Raw genomic sequence first — 18,222 nt, 5'->3', positions numbered from 1 at the left:
GCCTCTCTAGAGTGGCTTCTTGTTTTGCTATTGCCACATCCAGAGAGGCATTCCATTGGTTTCGGCTTCAAATTGGAGACGCGCGATCGCACTGTCCGAACCGCTAGGCAAGAATTTACTGGCAAAGGATTTGGGCGGCTTAATTGTAAAGACTTTAGTGGTTTTGGGATCAAGTCCCACTAGTTCGGCAGCATAGCACCTTGCATCTTCTTCAGTGCCAATGCGATCGACTAAACCTAGTTCGACAGCTTGTTCACCTGTGAATACTCTGCCATCGGCGAACGATCGCACAGTAGCGGGGCTAAGTTTCCGACCTTCGGCTACGGTTTCGACAAATTGGTTGTAGCTGCTGTCGATTAATGATTGCAAGATCACTCTTTCTTCGGGAGTGATTTCGCGATCGAAGGAGAGAATATCTTTGTAAGTACCAGATTTGACGACTTTAAAGGAAACACCAATTTTATCGAGTAATTTTTCGATATTGTTGCCCCGCAAAATTACGCCGATGCTGCCTGTAATCGTGCCAGCATTAGAAACGATATAATCTGCACCAACGCCGATATATACGCCGCCACTAGCCGAAATATTGCCAAAACTGGCGACTACTTTTACTTTTTCGCGCAGTCGCTTGAGAGCGGCATATATTTCTTGAGAGTCGCCAACGGTTCCCCCAGGACTGTCAATCCGAAGTAATAGCGCGGGAAATTTCTGCTCCTCCACAAATTCAAGAGCTTCAAGAACGCGAGTCCTTGTGCCTGACCCGATCGCCCCCGTGATTTCAATACGTGCGATTTTTTTGCGAAATTTGCGTTTTAAAAAGCCGAACATTAAATTATGAGTTGTGATTTTGAATTGACTTTTACCATCTTAGCCTCTTACCGCAAATGATTGTCTGCACTGGATTTCTGTCAATGATTTAGATGCTAAATGCAGACAGTGCTTTGCGCCACCTACGTTTAGCATTTTTTGGGTTTTGAGAATCGCTAAAAACCAATGATCATCAAAAGCTGTATCCTAAATATATTCAAGCTAAACATTTCGCAATATATTAAAACCCCAAATGCACGAGACGGATTTTCGTAGCAGCCTTCAGACAGGAGGCGATCGCCGCAGACTGAAAACGATCATTGTGATGGCAATTGTCTATGGATCGACAATTGGTTTGCATCTTGCCCCTTGGACTCAATGGATGCTGATAGGGTTATTTAGTATTCAGGCTTTGCGGTTAATATTTGCGCCGCCGTTACCACCAATCTCGTCAGAAGCTATTTTCAACAATGATTTAGAAAGTGATTTAGAAAGTGATTCAGAGCCAACTTCTGATCAAGATTTACCATTTTTCTCATTGTTAGCATCGGCAAAAAATGAAGAGGCTGTAATTGGTAATTTAGTTAAAAATTTATGTCAGATCGATTATCCAAGCAATCGCTTCGAGGTTTGGATTGTTGATGACAATAGCAGTGATCGCACGCCTGAAGTTTTAGAATTACTGAAGCAGAAATATCCCCAATTAAAGACTCTGCGACGTGGTGATGATGCTCAGGGAGGCAAGTCGGGCGCTTTAAATCAAGTTTTAAGTTTAACGAAAGGCGATCTTATTGGTGTGTTTGATGCTGACGCTCATGTACCTGCGGATGTGTTGCGATCGCTTGTCCCCGTATTCCAACAACCAAAAATTGGGGCTGTTCAGTTACGCAAGGCGATCGCCAATGCCTCTGAGAATTGGTGGACAGCAGGGCAGTCAGCCGAAATGGCGCTTGATTGGTGTTTGCAAGATTTACGGATTCGGGTTGGCGGTGTGGGGGAATTGCGCGGCAATGGTCAATTTGTGCGCCTTGCCGCACTCAAAGACTGCGGTGGTTGGAATGAGCAAACTATTACGGATGATCTTGACCTCACGATCCGACTGCATTTGTGTCAATGGGATATTGCTTGTTTAAATTTCCCTGCGGTACAGGAAGAAGGCGTGGTTACGGCAAAACAACTATGGCATCAGCGCAATCGCTGGGCTGAGGGTGGCTTCCAACGCTATCTTGACTATGGAAATCTATTGCTAAGTGGGCGTATGGGATTCTTAAAAACCTTCGATGCTTCACTGTTTTACATCAATCAATATTTACTAACCGTTGCTTTTATTCCCGATACGATCGCCGCGATTGTATTGAGACATAACCCGATGCTGCCTGCGATCGCAGGCTTCTCCCTTGCCCTCAGCTCAGTAACTATGGCTTTTGGACTGCGACGCGCCTATCAAATGTCATGGCGATCGGCGATCTGGCAAACGGTTTCTGGCATGATTTATATGCTGCATTGGATTCCTGTCATCGCCAGTGTGACGCTGAGAATGTGCGTTCTTCCGAAGCGTTTAAAATGGGTAAAAACCCAACACCAAGGTGCTGGAGAGAATTTATTAGCAGATATCGAATTGCAAGAGATAGAAAACCATGCATGATTGGATTGTAATCGGTGGCGGTATCACAGGCATATCGCTGAGCTATGAACTGCAAAAGTCTGGCTTTTCGGTATTGCTAATTGAGCAGCATCAACAACTTCAGGGTGGCAGTAGTCTTGGCTATGGGGGCATCTCATACTGGGCTGGCTCAACGTCTCTCACGCAACAACTTTGCCAAGAGGGAATTACTAGACAACGAGAACTTTCCCATGAACTGGGAATGGATACGGAATTTCGTGAGATTGATTTGCTATTGACGCTCGAACCTGACGCAGATTCAGAAGCTATTCTCGCGCAATATGCTAATTGCATGATTTCCCCGACTTTGCTCAACGCTCAAGAAGCTTGTGATCGCGAACCACAATTAAATGTGAATGGAATTGGTGGAGCTTTACTGCTGCCCCATGCTCATATCAACTTAAATTGTTTTGTAAAAGCCCATCGCCAAGCAATCCACAAATTGGGCGGCGAAATTATTTACACCAAAGTCAATCAAATCTTAATCGAAGGCGATCGCGTCTCAGGTGTAACTACAGAACAGGGAGAATTTCGCAGTGATCGAGTGGTTGTTTGTGCAGGAGCCATGTCTCGCGCTCTACTTAAATCATCAGGGATTCATGCCAGAATCTATTACACCCATGCCGAAGCGATCGATACAGAACCCGTTGATCTCGAATTGCGATCGATGGTAATGCCTGCGGATACTAAGCGCTATGAATTAGAAGGAGCAACCAAGGACATTGATCAAGATGCGATTTGGGATGTGGCTGGGCATGAGCTTTTGCCCCCTTCGATTGATGCTGGAGCTATTCAGTATTGCGATCGCCGCATCAGGTTTGGTCAGCTTAGCCGTGTTTTAACTGATCCTTACGCAGCGATCGATCCTATTGAAAGTGAATTGGCTATTCGGGCTTATGTCAGTAAAGTTCTTCCAAAAATTGGTGAATTAAAGGGCAAATGGCGAAATTGTCTGGTTGCTTTTAGTAGTGACAATTTACCGCTAGTTGGTTCACTCAAGGAATGCGAAAATCTCTATCTATTCTCTGGATTCACCAGTCCAACTGTTTATGTACCGACTCTATCCAAAAGATTTACAGAACATGCAAAGGGCAAAGCTGATGAGATAATTGACGCACTCTCTCCTCAAAGGTTTTCAGTAATCGCTTAAGAGAGTGTTTGAGAAGTCTCTATTTAGCATAAATTTCTTCGCCAATATCGACAAAGTAACCCTCAAATTTGGTATTAAAATTGCAGGCGAAGCAGGTATTCTCTACATCACCAAAAGCTCAGTCGAAAGTAATCTCGAAACTACAGTTGAATGCTCTTTTCCCAAAAAAGCAGGTTGAAATTTGAGAGAATGCTCTAGTCACTTACGCTTAATTATCCTACAGTAATTCCCGATCAAATGAACCATAAGGGAACTTTTGAAAGCATCGCTTTACAATGCTTTCAAAAGTTCCCTAAGTTTGGGTTTGATCGCAAAGCGCTGTAGGATTGCTATATAGAAATCCAAATTCTAGTTGAGAGATTTTTATGCAAAATACTCGTCTTAGTACAATTGTTAGCACCAGTGTTGGGCAAATATCCCAATGGTCACGAAATCCTTGGCGACGGACATCGTTGATATTGATTAGTTTGTTGGTAGGCTTTTTTTTAGCATCTGTAATCTCCACTATATCGGGAGCCAAATCTGAGCAAGATATTTCGACTGCGGCAATTACTCTGTTTATTGTGGAAATGATTAATCGCTATGTTTATACTCTCAAACGAGTTACTCCAAGCGATAACAATGCAGCACCGAGACTATTAACTAAGGAAATTTTAAATTCTCTTAAATTAGGTTTAGTTTATGGACTATTTTTGGAAGCTTTCAAGCTCGGCTCATAATTATAGTAACGCGATGTAAAGATGAGGGGTTTGCGCTCTACCCCCCAATCAAAAACCGATGGAAAGTATTGCAAAGCAGTACTTTCCATCGGTTAAAAGTTCGCATAGCAAGATTAGATTTCTATCTAACTGCGGCGATGGGTGACTTGATCAGCATATTCAGAAATGCGATCAGGTATTGACGCACCAATTAAGATGATATTGACCTTGGGCGATCGCGTTTCTAGCACTTCTAACAATTCGTCCTCAGTAATTAGCGATCGCGCCACTAACAAATCGGCTTCGTCGAGGATCACTAAACCTGCTTGAGCTGACTTAATCGCAACTTTGGCATAGTCCCATAGCTCCAATACCGACGATTTCTCAATATCTGTCAATTCAAGATCGTCTTTAGATAGATCACGCTGGGCTTCACACCTTAGCCATTCTAGATTTTCAACAAGCCGACGGGGATTGCTCAAACCTTGATTAATTCCTGTCTGAAAAAACTGGATGAGTAAGACATTTGTGCCTTGTCCTGCAATGCGTAAGCCTTGGGCGATGATATCAGCATAGAGATTGCGATGGGGTGCGATAAACACCTGCACATGTCCTTTAATTGGAGTCACGATCGATGATGGTTTAGGCGAGCTAGAATCTACTGAGTTAGTGTTGGGCTGATTTTGGTTGTTTTTGAGGGGATTCGTCTTAATCTGAGCCGTCTTAATTTGAGCAACCATAAACAAATCTAGTGTTTAAATTTCCAATATGCATCATAGCAGACGCTAGATATAGAAATTATCAAATCTGTAACATTCACAAATAAACCCCAATAATTATCGAGGTGAGCTTGGTCTACCTCGATAATTACTAAAACAACCCAACTATTCATTTGAAAGCGTTGCAAAGCAACGCTTTCAAATGAATAGTTGGGTTGGGTTTGAGCGCAAAGCGCTGTATGATGCTCTGAGTGCGTTTAGGTTAAATAAAAGTCCGTGTTAGACATTAAGCTCGTGCGATCGCAGCCCGAACAGGTGCAAGCTCGCCTCAACAGTCGAGGCAAAGGTTACGACATTAGTAGATTGGTCGAACTAGAGCAAGAAGTTCGTGCATTGGAAACTCAGCGATCGCATTTGCAAGCCGAAAGCAATGACATCGGTAAGCAAGTTGGCATCAAAATGAAGTCTGGTGCGCCTGAGGCGGAAATTCAAGCACTCAAAGCGCGATCGCCAGAAATCAAACAACTATTAGCAGAACTAGAACCCAAGGAAAAATCCTTGCGCGAAGAAAGCAACGCCATTTTAATGACTTTGCCAAATTTGCCTAGTGAAACCACGCCCATTGGGGCAAATGAAACCGAAAACGTTGAAGTGCGTCGTTGGGGTGATGAATATAAGACTACGCGCACCGATATTCTGCCCCATTGGGAAATTGGCGAAAAATTAGGGATTCTTAATTTTGAACGCGCCGTTAAAATCTCTCAGGCTCGTTTTGTGAACTTGATTGGTGCAGGAGCAGCCCTCGAACGCGCTTTAATTCAGTTCATGTTGAATACCCACACTGCCAATGGTTATGTGGAAGTTGCGCCGCCACTGTTGGTGAATACGGCTAGCATGACAGGCACAGGGCAATTGCCCAAGTTTGCTGAAGACCTATTCAAATGTGCAGAAGATGAACTTTGGTTAATTCCTACTGCTGAAGTTCCCGTTACGAATCTGTATCGTGATGAAATCTTTGATGATGAGAATTTGCCAGTTCATCATTGTGCCTATACCCCATGTTTTCGTCGTGAAGCAGGAAGCTATGGACGTGACACTAGGGGCTTGATTCGGTTACATCAGTTCAACAAAGTGGAACTAGTTAAATTCGTGCGTCCCGAAAACTCGGCGGAAGAGCATGAAAAACTAGTGCGCGATGCCGAATCAATTTTGCAAGCATTGAAACTTCCCTATCGCGTTGTCGAACTTTGCACAGGTGACATCGGCTTTAGTGCCGCCAAATGCTATGACCTCGAAGTTTGGTTGCCGACTGCAAATACCTATCGCGAAATTTCTAGCTGCTCGAATTTCCATGATTTTCAAGCCAGACGCGCTAATATTCGCTTTAAGTCCAAGGGCAAAAAAGGAACTGAATTTCTGCACACGCTCAATGGTTCAGGTTTAGCGGTCGGACGCACCATGTCCGCGATTTTGGAAAACTATCAGCAACCTGACGGACGTATTTTAATTCCTGAAGTGTTACAACCTCTACTCAACAGACAATATTTGTAGAAAAAGCAAGCATTTGCTTTTTCTGCAACACTATCGCGAGACATAACTATGGCAACAATCCACCGACTGCATCCAGACAATCCACAAGCCCGCACGATCGCTCAAATCGTAAGTGCTTTACGCGATGGCGCGATCATGCTCTATCCGACGGATACTGTCTATGCGATCGGTTGTGACCTGATGTCAAAATCAGCCGTGGAGCGTGTTCGCAAGCTCAAGCAGATGTCGAATGATAAGCCGCTGACGTTTTTATGTTCTTCTCTCTCGAATATCTCTGAATATGCGATCGTCTCTAATGCCAACTATCGGACGATGAAAAGCCTCGTTCCAGGTCCTTTCACGTTCATTTTACCAGCAACTAAACTTGTACCAAAATTGGTGTTAAATCCTAAGCGTAAAACTACAGGGATTCGCGTTCCTGATCATGGCGTATCGCAGACGATCATTGAAGCGTTAGGAAATCCGATTATTTCTACATCCGCAAATCTGCAAGAAGACGATCTTGATGATGAAGACTTTAGTCATCAAACTAAGACTGGGAAACAGCGTAATGTTTGTGATTTGCCAAAGATGGAACTATTCGATTACTTTTCCAAATTGGTCGATTTGATTGTTGATGACGGATCCGATCATAGTTATGAAGTATCGACAATTCTCGACTTAACTGATGATCTGAATCCGCAAATCCTGCGCCAAGGATTAGGAGAATTCTCTGTTTAATTGGTATAACAGTTCTGTTCTACTAATTGCAAGACTAGCGATTAAAGTTAATAGGACTGGGGCGATTGATTGCGTAACCTTGAGCATAATCTACACCAATCTCCCGCAGTTTTGCTAAGATAATTTCGTCTTCGACAAATTCAGCGATCGTTTCTAGATTCATCGCATGGGCAATATTATTAATGCCTTCAACGATCGCTTGAGAAATCGAGTGATGACTAATATGCTTGACAAAAGCACCATCGATTTTTAGATAATCAACTGGTAAATTCATTAGATAGGCAAAGGAACTTAACCCACTACCAAAATCATCTAAAGCAAAACGACAGCCTAGTTTTTTGATCTCGCTAATGAAATATCTGGCTTGGTCAAAGTTTGCGATCGCCGCAGTTTCCGTAATTTCAAAACAAATGTTCTGTGGCGGGACTTGGTGGCGAGGGAATTGTTCGATTAAAAACTTGAGAAATTGCTCGCTGCCAATACTAGTTCCCGAAAGATTGATCGTATACCAGCTATCAGCAAGTCCTTGCTGATTAGATAATTTGTGATAGTTCGAGAAAAAAGTTTCGACTACCCAGCGATCGATCTCGGTAATCAATCCATAACGCTCGGCGGAGGGAATAAAAGTATTGGGCGATAATATTTCTCCATTTTCGTCCAACATTCTCAATAGAACTTCATAATGTTCTGTTAATACATTGGAATTAATAGCGAGAATCTTTTGGGAGTAAAGACAAAAATGATTGGTTTCCAACGCTTGGCTGATTTTAGACACCACATGCCTTTCACCCCTTTGTCTGCGAAGTTCGCCATCATCTAGATGATAAACATGAATGCAGTTGCGCCCTTTATCTTTAGCTGCATAACAAGCCGCATCTGCTGCTCCCATGACCTCCATCAAGTCTTGGCTGGTGCGGTCAATGGTGACAACTCCAATGCTGACACCGATGATAAAGGTTTTGTTATTCCAAACAAATCGAAATTGACGCACTAAACCCTTAAGATTTTCGGCGATCTGGATTGCTTGAGAAAGCGGACATTGAGTAAGCAAAAGACCAAATTCATCGCCTCCCAATCGAGCTAACTTGTCATTAGTCCGAACTCCCTTTTGCAAAAGGGCGCTAACTTGGCGTAGTAGCTCATCGCCAGCGATATGCCCTGCGGTATCGTTAACGACTTTGAATTGATCTAAATCTAAATAACAGAGCGCATGGTGTTGACTGCCATCTTGGGCAGAGGCGATCGCCTCAATCAGTTGCTGCTCAAAGCCACGACGGTTAGTTAAACCCGTAAGGGCATCGTGACTTGCTTCCCAATTGAGTTGCTTAGCCAGATAACGCGATTCGGTGACATCATGAAAGACGACTACTGCACCGATAACTTCTCCTTGGCGATCGCGGATTGGAGCCGCAGAGTCCTCGATCGCATATTCTATTCCATCCCGCGCAATCAAAATCGTATGGTTTGCCAAGCCCACAATTTCTCCCTGTTCTAGAGCCTTGCTAATCGGATTTTCTACGGGCTTTCTCGTTGTCTCATTAATAATGTGGAAAACATCATACAGCGGCAGTCCTTCCACCTCATTCTCTTTCCATCCAGTTATTTGTTCGGCAATAGGATTGAAATAGCGAATATTTCCTTGGGCATCGGTGGTAATGACGGCATCACCAATGGATTGCAAGGTGACTTGAGCTAATTCTTTCTCAGCAAAAAAGATATCCTTGAGGCGTTGATTCTCTTCTATCTCTTGAATGAGCCGCAAATTTTGTTCTTGGAGATGTTTCTGAAGTCGTCGGATCGTTAAGTGGGTCTCGACTCGCGCTAATAATTCTTCAACTTGAAATGGTTTGGAAATATAATCAACTCCGCCTATCGAGAGTCCCTGTACCTTATTGACGGTTTCATTGAGCGCACTCAAGAAAATAATCGGAATATCGGCGGTGCGATCGCTAGATTTTAATTGTCTACAAACTTCATAGCCATCCATATCAGGAAGTTTAATATCCAGCAGAATCAGTTCTGTTGCTGGTAACTCGGCAGCTCTCAGTGCCATTGCCCCCGTTGTCGCACTGCGAACTTTATACCCATATTCGCTCAAAGTATCTTTAATCAGACGTAGGTTATCGGGTAAATCATCAACAACTAAAATATTACCTCGATTGCTGGTAACTACATCACTGGTCATACTGATTCCTATGAATTTTAATACCTGAATATGAAGATAAAAATCTATTTAAACTATAGGTTTTAACAACTACTCTATAGCGAGCCTAAATGAGTTGTAAGATCTGGAGGGTTGTGAGAGTGCGCCCCGAAGGAGCGTACTTTCACAACCCATTTAGGATTGCTCTAGAATATATCTTTATATATTCTAGAGTAGTTGCGAGGGAAAGAGGCTGAATTATCTGTGACTTACTTCCCTCAACTTCAATAATCAGGTTTCTAATGAGCGGATCTCAACGGGGATCGCGCAACTCGATGATAGGTTTGGTGGAGAGGTTTCCTATCGCAGTAGCAGTATTCTCATCAAAGGTCGGGCAGGTACGGGTAAAACCACACTGGTCGGCTATTTTGCTCAGGCAACCTGTATGAGGCAGGGCTATTTCAAAAATGAGTAAATCAGAGTAAGGGATTGATAAATAGCTTTCAATGTTGATTATTCTGGTATTTACTATTATTTGACTAAATTTAGTCTTTAACTTTTGATTAAAGTCTCAGACTTTAAACGAGATTTAGCCATTTGAGACATTGATTAGCACTAACGCCGATCAGAGAAATTAGCTAAATTTAGTTATTTTGAGTCAAATAGTATAAAGAAAATATTGAGAAGTATATTTACTCTTATTATCTTCAATTACCTAGTTTTTGAAATAGCCCTGCCTGTATGAGGGGGGAAAGATGCTTATATCTAGAGACCGAAGAATCACCACCACAAATTCTTCGCAATTTACACTCGATTAGTCTGGATTTAAATTCATATTTGGAGCAGGGATTATTAAAATTTGATGCTGCACGACCCACCAATTACAACTGCGATCATGTCTCCTGAATGGTTACAGCAAATGTACGAGGCGGCTTATTACTGCGATGCCGAAGTAATGATGGAATTAATCATGCAGATCCCATCTTCGCAACAGGCGATCAGTGCTGCTCTTAGATGTTTAGTGTTAGATTTTAAAACAGTTCTGATTATGGAGTTAACAAAATAACTCAACTTTATGCAGAAGTTTATGTAAAAGTTTGTTCTCGGCAAGCAAATATCTACGAATATTTATGAATAGGCATATTTCGCAAATCTCAGGGGTACTCGTCATTGTAATCGCCCTAACTGTAATGCTCGGTTGGCAATTTGACATCTCCCTACTCAAAAGCGGATTGCCTTTCATAAACGTAAGCATGAAGGCAAATGCAGCAATTTGCTTCTTATTTGCGGGCATATCCTTGATGTTGTTGCTGCGCCAACGATCCGCCCGATCGCATTATCGAGTTTCTCAAGGACTGGCGGGGGCAATTGTTGCGATCGGATTGCTCACACTGATTGAGTATTGCTTTGGTTGGGATCTACATATCGACCAATTGCTGTTTCGAGATGTTGTATCTTCAAAAACTCCTTATGCAGGACGAATGGGTGTAAATACGGCTGTCAATTTTGTCCTGATGGGTATAGCATTGTTGCTGCTAGGTCGCAATTGCCAACGAAATACTTGGTGGGCGCAGATTTGTGGTAGTATTGCGGCTTTAATTTCTCTGTTAGCTTTATTTGGACAGATCTTCAATGTCGGCGTTCTGGCAAGTCTTGGCGCACTGGCAACGATTCAGGCAGTAAACTCAATCCTCAGCTTTTTTATTCTCTATGTGGGGATTTTGTACCTTCGACCTAAGGAAGGATTAATGCAAACATTAACCAGCCCCCTAGTCGGTGGAGAGATTGCTCGCAGATTGTTGCCTTGGGCAATTATCCTTCCAATTATATTAGAATTATCTTCTTTTTATGGGCAAAAAATAGGCTGGTATAACCCTGAATTTGGCTATGCATTGAGGTTAACTATTTTAGTTTTCACTTTCTCAATACTTATTTGGGTAACAGCTCGATTTCTCAATCAAGTAGATAGAAAACGCCAACAAGCCGAAAAAGAACTCAAAAAACTTAACGAGACCTTAGAAATTCTTGTGGCGGAACGGACAAAATCTTTGCGAACCAGTGAAGATCAGTTTCGCCATGCATTTGAAGATGCCTCGATCGGGATGGCGATCATTTCCTTGGATGGGCATTGGATTAAAGTCAATTCTGCGCTGTGTCAGATTATTGGCTACTCTCCAGAAGAGTTATTCACGCTAACTTTTCAAGATATTACCTATTCTGACGATTTAGATATAGATCTCAGGTATGTTAAGCAACTATTAGCAGGAGAGATTTCAACTTATCAACTAGAAAAACGCTATCTTCACAAACAAGGACATATTGTGTGGATTTTGCTGAATGTCTCTCTAATAAAAGATACTCAAGGAAATCCACTACATTTTATTTCTCAAATCCAAAATGTCTCGGCTCGGAAAGAGGCTCAAAAGACGCTAGAACTTCAGAGCATCATTATGAATAATATGGCTGGGGGAGTCTGTTTAGTCAAAGCCACAGATCTGACGATCGGTTACACCAATCCTAAATTTGATGCAATGTTTGGCTACGAAGACGGAGAACTTGCTGGTCAGCCCGTTGGTGTGATCAATTATGTCGATACAGAGGTGACACCCGACGCAACCGTGGAAGATATTGTCACTCAACTTGATCGCGATGGCGAAGCGAAATATGAAGTCCATAACAAGAAAAAAGATGGCACACTTTTTTGGTGTCGAGTCCATACCTCTAGGTTTGAGCATCCTGAATATGGAACTGTCTATGTCGCAGTTCAAGAGGATGTAACAGAGCTAAAACTGTCCGAAAAAGCCCTACAAACTACCGCACATCGCCTTGATTTTCTCCTCAATTACAGTCCCGTCGTTATTTTTAGTAGCAAACCAGATGGTGACTATGGCGCAACATTTATTAGCGAAAATATCAAGGAGGTAATGGGCTACGACCCTAAAGCATTTTTAGAAGAGTCGGAATTTTGGATAAATCATCTACATCCAGATGATGTAGATCCAGTACTTAATGGGCTAACAAATCTATTTGCCGAAGATTTGCATTTTCAGGAGTTTCGTCTTTTGCACGCAGATGGAAATTATCGTTGGATACTTGAACAACTGCGGATAATTCGAGATCATGCAGGTAATCCGATTGAAATTTTGGGGTATTTGATTGATATTAGCGATCGCAAACAGGTGGAGTTGGAACTTCAGAAAGCAAAAGAAGCCGCAGAAGTTGCAAACCTTGCCAAAAGCATGTTCTTGTCCAATATGAGTCATGAACTCCGCACTCCTCTCAATGCTATTTTAGGATTTACAGAATTGATGAGTTACGATCTCTCTCTGAGTCCTGAGCACCAAGAAGATCTAGCGATCGTCAATCGTAGCGGTAAGCATCTATTAGAACTAATTAATGACATTTTAGACTTATCTAAAATTGAAAGCGGACAGATGAAGCTTAATCCCTCTGACTTTGATTTAGAGAACTTACTGATTTCGATTGAAGAACTGTTTCAAGTTCAAGCCCAATCAAAAGAATTGAAACTAATAGTCGATCGCGATCGCAATCTTCCCAAATTTGTGCATACTGATCAGAAAAAACTCTACCAAACCCTAGTCAATCTGCTCGGTAATGCAATTAAGTTTACTAAACAAGGGAGCGTCACTTTAAGAGTCAGGCTACTGGGAATACCTATTCTGAAGCAAGCTCAACTTCTTTTTGAGGTTGAAGATACAGGAGTGGGAATTGCTTCAAAAGATATTGATAGCTTATTTAAAGCATTCGTGCAGGCTCAAGCTGGGAATCAATTGAATCAAGGCACTGGGCTAGGTTTAGCGATTAGCCAAAGATTTATCCAACTTATGGGTAGTCAGATTCGAGTGCAAAGTACTCTCAACCAAGGCAGTACTTTTTCCTTTGAGCTTGGAGTGCAGTTACCTCAAGCAGCTATCCTTACTTCGGAACCGCTTAATCAAAGAGTAATTAGTTTAGCTTCAGGACAACCGACTTACCGCATTCTGATCGTTGAAGATTTAGCAGATAATCGCCGCTTGCTAGTCGAGCTTCTGACTGCGATCGGCTTTGAGGTCAGAGAAGCAACGCATGGCATTGAGGCACTTTCTTTGTGGGAGAGTTGGTCACCACATCTGATTCTAATGGATCTGCGAATGCCAATCATGGACGGATACACTGCCACAAAACGCATTAGAGAAAAACCTCAGAGCCAAGATACTGTCATTATTGCCTTAACTGCCAGCGTTTTTGATGAAGAGCGAGATCAAGTGCTTATGGCTGGCTGTAACGACTTTATCGGTAAGCCATTTCAGCCAAAAGAACTCTTTGATAAAATTGCTCAACATCTGGGAGTGCAATATATCTACGAAACTAGAGAAAAAGCTGCTACACAACCATCGGTTAAAACGCTTTCTGTAGAAGATTTATCCGCAATGCCTCCTCAGTGGTTAGAACAAATGTATCAAGCCGCTTACTATCTTGACACCGAAGTTATGAACGAATTAATCGCTCAAATTCCCGAATCTAACGCAAGACTATCCAAGGCATTAATAGCTACTATTAATAATTTTAATTCTGACCGAATTATGGAGTTAATTCGACCTCTGCTCCCAAATCTAGGTTAGTTACTGATGTTACGTGGAACTCAGACAATGAACCTATTGCTGCTAGCATAACAGGGCAACCACGGGGGGATTGCCCCTACCTGTAAATTTTAGATCTTGTAGGGGCTGCGCCCCCGTGCCAGCCCTAGACTTACGCCATCGCAAGAATTCCTTCCACGTAACATCAGTTAGTTATAGCAAAAAAAGCGTTAGCTAGGACACAAGCGACGGCAGCTATATCTTTTTACAAGAAAAGGGTTGAGGAGTAAGGTTTTGAGAAGCTTCCACATAACATCAGTTAATTTCAGTTAATCATTTAGAGCTAAGCATTTTGCCTGTTTGAGGAACTATCGCAACTCTGTTATGATTCTATCAACCCTATAGTTAGGTATAGGGAGCTTTGCTATGCTCAATGCAAGCAGCTTTAACAACTTATAAAATATAAATTTAAAATTTAAAATAAATATGACTCATTTTGCTATCGTCGAATACGACCAAGTAACTGATCCGAAGGTTAAAGAAGTTTACGATCAGATTCTGACAGAATTGGGATTTGGGATTGTTCCAAATATTTTTAAATCAATGGCAATCAATCCCGATATATTGGAAGCAAATTGGAAAAAATTTCGCTCAACTATCCTACAAGGTGATGTGCCACGGACTCTCAAGGAGATGGTTGGTGTTGCAATTTCTCAGGCTAACAATAGTATGTATGCCTTAAAAGTGCATTTGCATGGGCTTTCCGCTTTAGGAATGAGTGAAGAAGTTCTCCAGACTTTAGTCTCTAACTTTGATGCTTGTCCATTACCAGAAAGGGAGAAAGCAGTAATTAGATTTGGTTTACTAGCAGGGACAAAACCTCTTGAGATTAACGAATCCCATTACCAAAATTTGCAATCTTTCGGATTAGATGATTCTGAGATTTTTGAGATTGTGGCAGCCGCAGATTTATTTTCTAGTGTGAATCGTTATACCGATGCGATCGCTCTGGAAATCGACGCTTTGTAACTTCTACTAAGTAAATTTGGGGAATTAAATGTAGGATGGGTTAGCGATCTCGTAACCCATAATTGAGGCTTACCTAATTGATGTGTTACGTTGCACTAACCTATCCTACAGATAATCAAGCCTTCTTACTTACAAAAAATTTGTAGTTTTCAAGTTGATGGATACAACTTGAAAACTGCGGCGATTATGCATGGCGAACTGTCTAAATAATGAATTCTTCGTCCGACCCTTTAAATAGAAAAGAACTTGAAAAACTAGATCAAGAAGAACTTCTATTAACAGCCCGCAGTCTTTTGGCAGAAACGCAAGCTCTTTCTGTCAGAATTGCTGCTGTCAACGAAATTGCTACAGCCATTAATCGTTCTCTGAGTCTTGATGAAATATTGCGAGTAGTTGGTAAACAAGCTAAGTGGTTATTAGACTTTGGGCATCTTAGTGTATATCTAGTTAAAAATAATTCTGGACGCTTCATCAAATTAGCTGGAGCAGCGATCCAGTTTGATGAAGCTACAATGAACACCAGTAAGAGTTTCCAAAAAGCTCTCATAACTGGGCAATCTCAACTGATCAAACAATCTGACCCTAACGAGTTTCTTGGTCAATATAGTTCTCAAATCATTCTACCTCTTGAAAGTTCTAAGACAATTTTTGGTGTGATAATTTTTGCTTCCATTAAGCCAAATGCCTATAATCAAGAAGATTTAAGAATTGGGTATTTATTGTCATTGCAATTATCATCAGCAATTCGGAATGCCAACTCTTTCGAGGAATTAAATTTACTCTATTCTGAAATTGAGAAAGAAAAACAAAAATCTGAAAAGTTACTATTAAATATTTTACCTGCTCAAATTGCCGAAGAATTGAAACATACAGGTAGAGTTAAGCCTGTTTATTATCCATCAGCATCGGTTTTATTTACTGACTTTGAGAACTTTTCGACAATAGCTGAGTTAATGGAGCCAGAGGATTTAGTAAAAGAGCTTGATTATTGTTTCTCTTATTTTGATCGAGTGATCGAAAAATATAATTTAGAGAAGTTAAAAACAATAGGAGATAGCTATATGTGCTGTGGAGGTATTCCTCAGGCTAATCACACGCATCCTTTAGATGTGATTATGGCAGCATTACAAATCCAAAAATTTATGGCGTTCCGCAAGATCAAAAAAAGTAAACAAAATCTACCTTACTGGGATATTCGCATCGGCATCCATTCAGGTTCTTTGCTGAGTGGTGTCATTGGTAAGAAAAAGTTTGTTTACGATGTTTGGGGGGATACGGTTAATCTTGCATCTAGAATGGAATCATCGGGAGTTGCTGGTCAAATCAACATCTCTCAAGCTACATTTGAGTTAGTCAAAGACTCTTTTGAAGTTGAGCATCGTGGAAAAATATTGGCAAAAAACATGGGAGAAGTGGATATGTATCTAATCAAAGGGATCAAAAATTAAATCTAAGGAAGATAGTATTGCGGACGCAATACTACTAGTAGGTTTTAGATGGCAAATTGGTGTAAGTAGATAGGCATAATTAATTACAAACCCAAACGCGCCCCGCAGGGGCGAAACCTTACGGGTTTGGGTAATAGCTACTTAGATGTAGTACTTTTCGCTATAACCTGTGACTAATACTCTTACTTTAAAAGATCAAAATTATGCGTGCTTTACGAAATTTACCGCTCCTATCATTGACTCTTGTGTTAATTGGTTATATTGCCTATGGATGGTTGCTTTCGATTCACAAGGCTGATTGGCGGATCTGGATTCCCGCAGGGGCGATCGCTTTTGGAGTGGACTGGTTATTCTCCGTAGGATGGGCGATCGCAGCCGTGATATTTGTCTTTTATCAAAAGTCGCAGTTTGCATTGTCTTTAGGGATCAGTATTGTCTGGGTGTTGCTGATGTATGTGGCAAGAAATGAACTACGTGCTTTTTTAGCCCATAATCGCGGATTGAGTTTCTTTATTCTTGTGTTAACCGCTGGCGCAGGGCTAGGCTTGGGATGGTTTACGGATACATTGCCCACAATTCGCACCTTTGGTGAATCATTAGTTAAATAAAACCAGAAGACGATTGGCGGGGCAAAGCTCCGCCACCCGTCTTTTGGTTTTATGTCCTAGCAAGACTGGCGACAGCTATAAATTGGGATTACTTGTTACTAGCGCTACTTTTCTAAAACCCCAGAAGTTGCTTAATGATGGCAGACACAACTAAAACCATCATTGATTTTTCATGCGTTTGGAACAGTTACAGGCTTTTTTGGCAGTTGCGGAAACAGGAAACTTTCAACAGGCAGCGCAGAAATGTGGAGTTAGTCAATCAACTATCAGCCGACAGGTGCAGTCTTTGGAAGCAACTGTCGGCATATCTTTGTTTCATCGTCAGGGGAATGCGAAGCTAACTCTGGGCGGCGATCGCCTGTTACCCCATGCTAAGAAAATTTGTCAGCTTTGGTCAACAGCCGAACAAGAGTTACTTGATTTGCAAGCAGGCAAACAAACAGAGCTTTGTGTCGCGGGGATTCCTTCAGCATGTGCTTATCAGTTACCACCGATATTGCAAAGATTTTCTAAGGTTTATCCCAATGTCCAGTTACGAGTAACGACTTTAGGAAGCGATCGCGCTCTGAAGGTTCTCAAGGATGGCTTGATAGATATTGCGATCGTGATGAATAATCCATTTTTAATTGCCAGTTCCGAAATGGTAGTTGAACGCCTATATGAAGAAAAAATCCAACTTTTGCTGCCTGTTAATCATCCCCTCTGTAAAAAAGAATCGCTAACATGGAAAGATTTGAATAATGTCCCCCAAGCTGTATTCAAAGATGGCTATGGATTGCAGCGTCTTGTCCAAGATCAGTTCAATCGCCAAGGGCTACGATTACATGCAGCTCTAGAGCTTAATTCTCTAGAAGCTTTTCGAGGCGTAGTTAAGCAAGGCAGTTTGTTAGCCTTGCTTCCAGAAACCTTTTTGGTGGAATTAAATCATGATCCAGACTTAGTAGTGCGATCGCTCAATGATCCCTGTCTAACTCGCGAAATTGTGCTTGTTACTACCAGCGATCGTATTCAAATTCCGCCAATTCAATATTTTTGTAAACTGGCAGCCCAAATGATTCAGCAGGAAATTCCTGTCGTTTTCAAAAGCGCACTATAAACCTAGAAAG

At 41.7% G+C, this 18,222-nt stretch carries 14 protein-coding genes and 2 pseudogenes; 13 read left to right on the top strand and 3 right to left on the bottom strand.

The annotated features are described in order from the left end of the window. Window positions 1–27 precede the first annotated feature (27 nt). Window positions 28–828, bottom strand: a complete 801-nt coding sequence (gene sppA / locus B9G53_RS03800; protein ID WP_094529320.1) for a signal peptide peptidase SppA — start codon at window positions 826–828, stop codon at window positions 28–30. Window positions 829–1,060: 232 nt separating this feature from the next. On the opposite strand from sppA, the gene B9G53_RS03795 reads away from it, so the two are divergent. From B9G53_RS03795 to B9G53_RS03785, 4 genes and pseudogenes are all read left to right on the top strand, one after another. Further along, window positions 1,061–2,452: a glycosyltransferase family 2 protein gene (locus B9G53_RS03795; RefSeq protein WP_094529317.1), complete on the top strand. Its 1,392-nt coding sequence runs from the start codon at window positions 1,061–1,063 to the stop codon at window positions 2,450–2,452. Then, window positions 2,445–3,620 (top strand): FAD-binding oxidoreductase, encoded by a 1,176-nt coding sequence (locus B9G53_RS03790; RefSeq protein WP_094529315.1) that lies wholly within the window; start codon window positions 2,445–2,447, stop codon window positions 3,618–3,620. Before B9G53_RS03795 ends, B9G53_RS03790 begins: the two co-directional genes overlap by 8 nt. A gap of 40 nt (window positions 3,621–3,660) precedes the next feature. Next, window positions 3,661–3,798 (top strand): annotated as a pseudogene (locus B9G53_RS27175) (CU044_2847 family protein); the annotation flags it as partial. Window positions 3,799–3,985: 187 nt separating this feature from the next. Further along, window positions 3,986–4,339, top strand: a complete 354-nt coding sequence (locus B9G53_RS03785; protein WP_094529313.1) for a DUF565 domain-containing protein — start codon at window positions 3,986–3,988, stop codon at window positions 4,337–4,339. A 125-nt stretch (window positions 4,340–4,464) separates the two neighbouring features. On the opposite strand, the gene B9G53_RS03780 is transcribed toward B9G53_RS03785, so the two are convergent. Further along, window positions 4,465–5,058, bottom strand: a complete 594-nt coding sequence (locus tag B9G53_RS03780; protein ID WP_094529310.1) for a cob(I)yrinic acid a,c-diamide adenosyltransferase — start codon at window positions 5,056–5,058, stop codon at window positions 4,465–4,467. A 255-nt stretch (window positions 5,059–5,313) separates the two neighbouring features. Here B9G53_RS03780 and serS point away from each other — a divergent pair, with 255 nt between their 5' ends. Together serS and B9G53_RS03770 are read left to right on the top strand one after the other, a co-directional pair. Then, window positions 5,314–6,588: a serine--tRNA ligase gene (gene serS, locus B9G53_RS03775; RefSeq protein ID WP_094529308.1), complete on the top strand. Its 1,275-nt coding sequence runs from the start codon at window positions 5,314–5,316 to the stop codon at window positions 6,586–6,588. 48 nt (window positions 6,589–6,636) lie between these two features. Continuing rightward, window positions 6,637–7,308, top strand: a complete 672-nt coding sequence (locus tag B9G53_RS03770; RefSeq protein WP_094529305.1) for an L-threonylcarbamoyladenylate synthase — start codon at window positions 6,637–6,639, stop codon at window positions 7,306–7,308. A 34-nt stretch (window positions 7,309–7,342) separates the two neighbouring features. Here the strand turns inward: B9G53_RS03770 and B9G53_RS03765 are convergent, their stop codons facing one another. Then, window positions 7,343–9,493: an EAL domain-containing protein gene (locus B9G53_RS03765; protein ID WP_094529302.1), complete on the bottom strand. Its 2,151-nt coding sequence runs from the start codon at window positions 9,491–9,493 to the stop codon at window positions 7,343–7,345. 211 nt (window positions 9,494–9,704) lie between these two features. Between B9G53_RS03765 and B9G53_RS28935 the strand changes: the two are divergent. The 7 genes and pseudogenes from B9G53_RS28935 to B9G53_RS03740 all read left to right on the top strand — a co-directional run. Further along, a pseudogene (locus B9G53_RS28935) lies at window positions 9,705–9,902 on the top strand (ATPase domain-containing protein); the annotation flags it as partial. Window positions 9,903–10,313: 411 nt separating this feature from the next. After that, entirely contained in the window at window positions 10,314–10,517 is a 204-nt protein-coding gene (locus B9G53_RS26640; protein WP_141211698.1) for a hypothetical protein, read from the top strand. Window positions 10,518–10,581: 64 nt separating this feature from the next. Beyond that, the gene (locus B9G53_RS03760) at window positions 10,582–14,073 is read left to right on the top strand and encodes a PAS domain S-box protein (RefSeq protein WP_094529299.1); all 3,492 of its coding nucleotides are present in this window, start codon (window positions 10,582–10,584) and stop codon (window positions 14,071–14,073) included. Window positions 14,074–14,517: 444 nt separating this feature from the next. Further along, window positions 14,518–15,060, top strand: a complete 543-nt coding sequence (locus B9G53_RS03755; RefSeq protein ID WP_094529296.1) for a carboxymuconolactone decarboxylase family protein — start codon at window positions 14,518–14,520, stop codon at window positions 15,058–15,060. A 209-nt stretch (window positions 15,061–15,269) separates the two neighbouring features. Further along, a complete protein-coding gene (locus B9G53_RS03750) occupies window positions 15,270–16,508 on the top strand; it encodes an adenylate/guanylate cyclase domain-containing protein (protein WP_094529294.1) in 1,239 nt (412 codons plus the stop codon). Window positions 16,509–16,711: 203 nt separating this feature from the next. After that, window positions 16,712–17,116, top strand: coding sequence for a hypothetical protein (locus B9G53_RS03745; RefSeq protein ID WP_094529291.1), 405 nt, complete (start codon window positions 16,712–16,714; stop codon window positions 17,114–17,116). Between the two features lie 172 nt (window positions 17,117–17,288). After that, window positions 17,289–18,212, top strand: coding sequence for a LysR family transcriptional regulator (locus B9G53_RS03740; RefSeq protein ID WP_094529288.1), 924 nt, complete (start codon window positions 17,289–17,291; stop codon window positions 18,210–18,212). Window positions 18,213–18,222 lie beyond the last annotated feature (10 nt).

The organism is Pseudanabaena sp. SR411 (assembly GCF_002251945.1).
Lineage (GTDB): Bacteria > Cyanobacteriota > Cyanobacteriia > Pseudanabaenales > Pseudanabaenaceae > Pseudanabaena.
The sequence above is the reverse complement of the archived record's forward strand: the minus strand, read 5'-3'. Positions and strand labels throughout refer to the sequence as shown.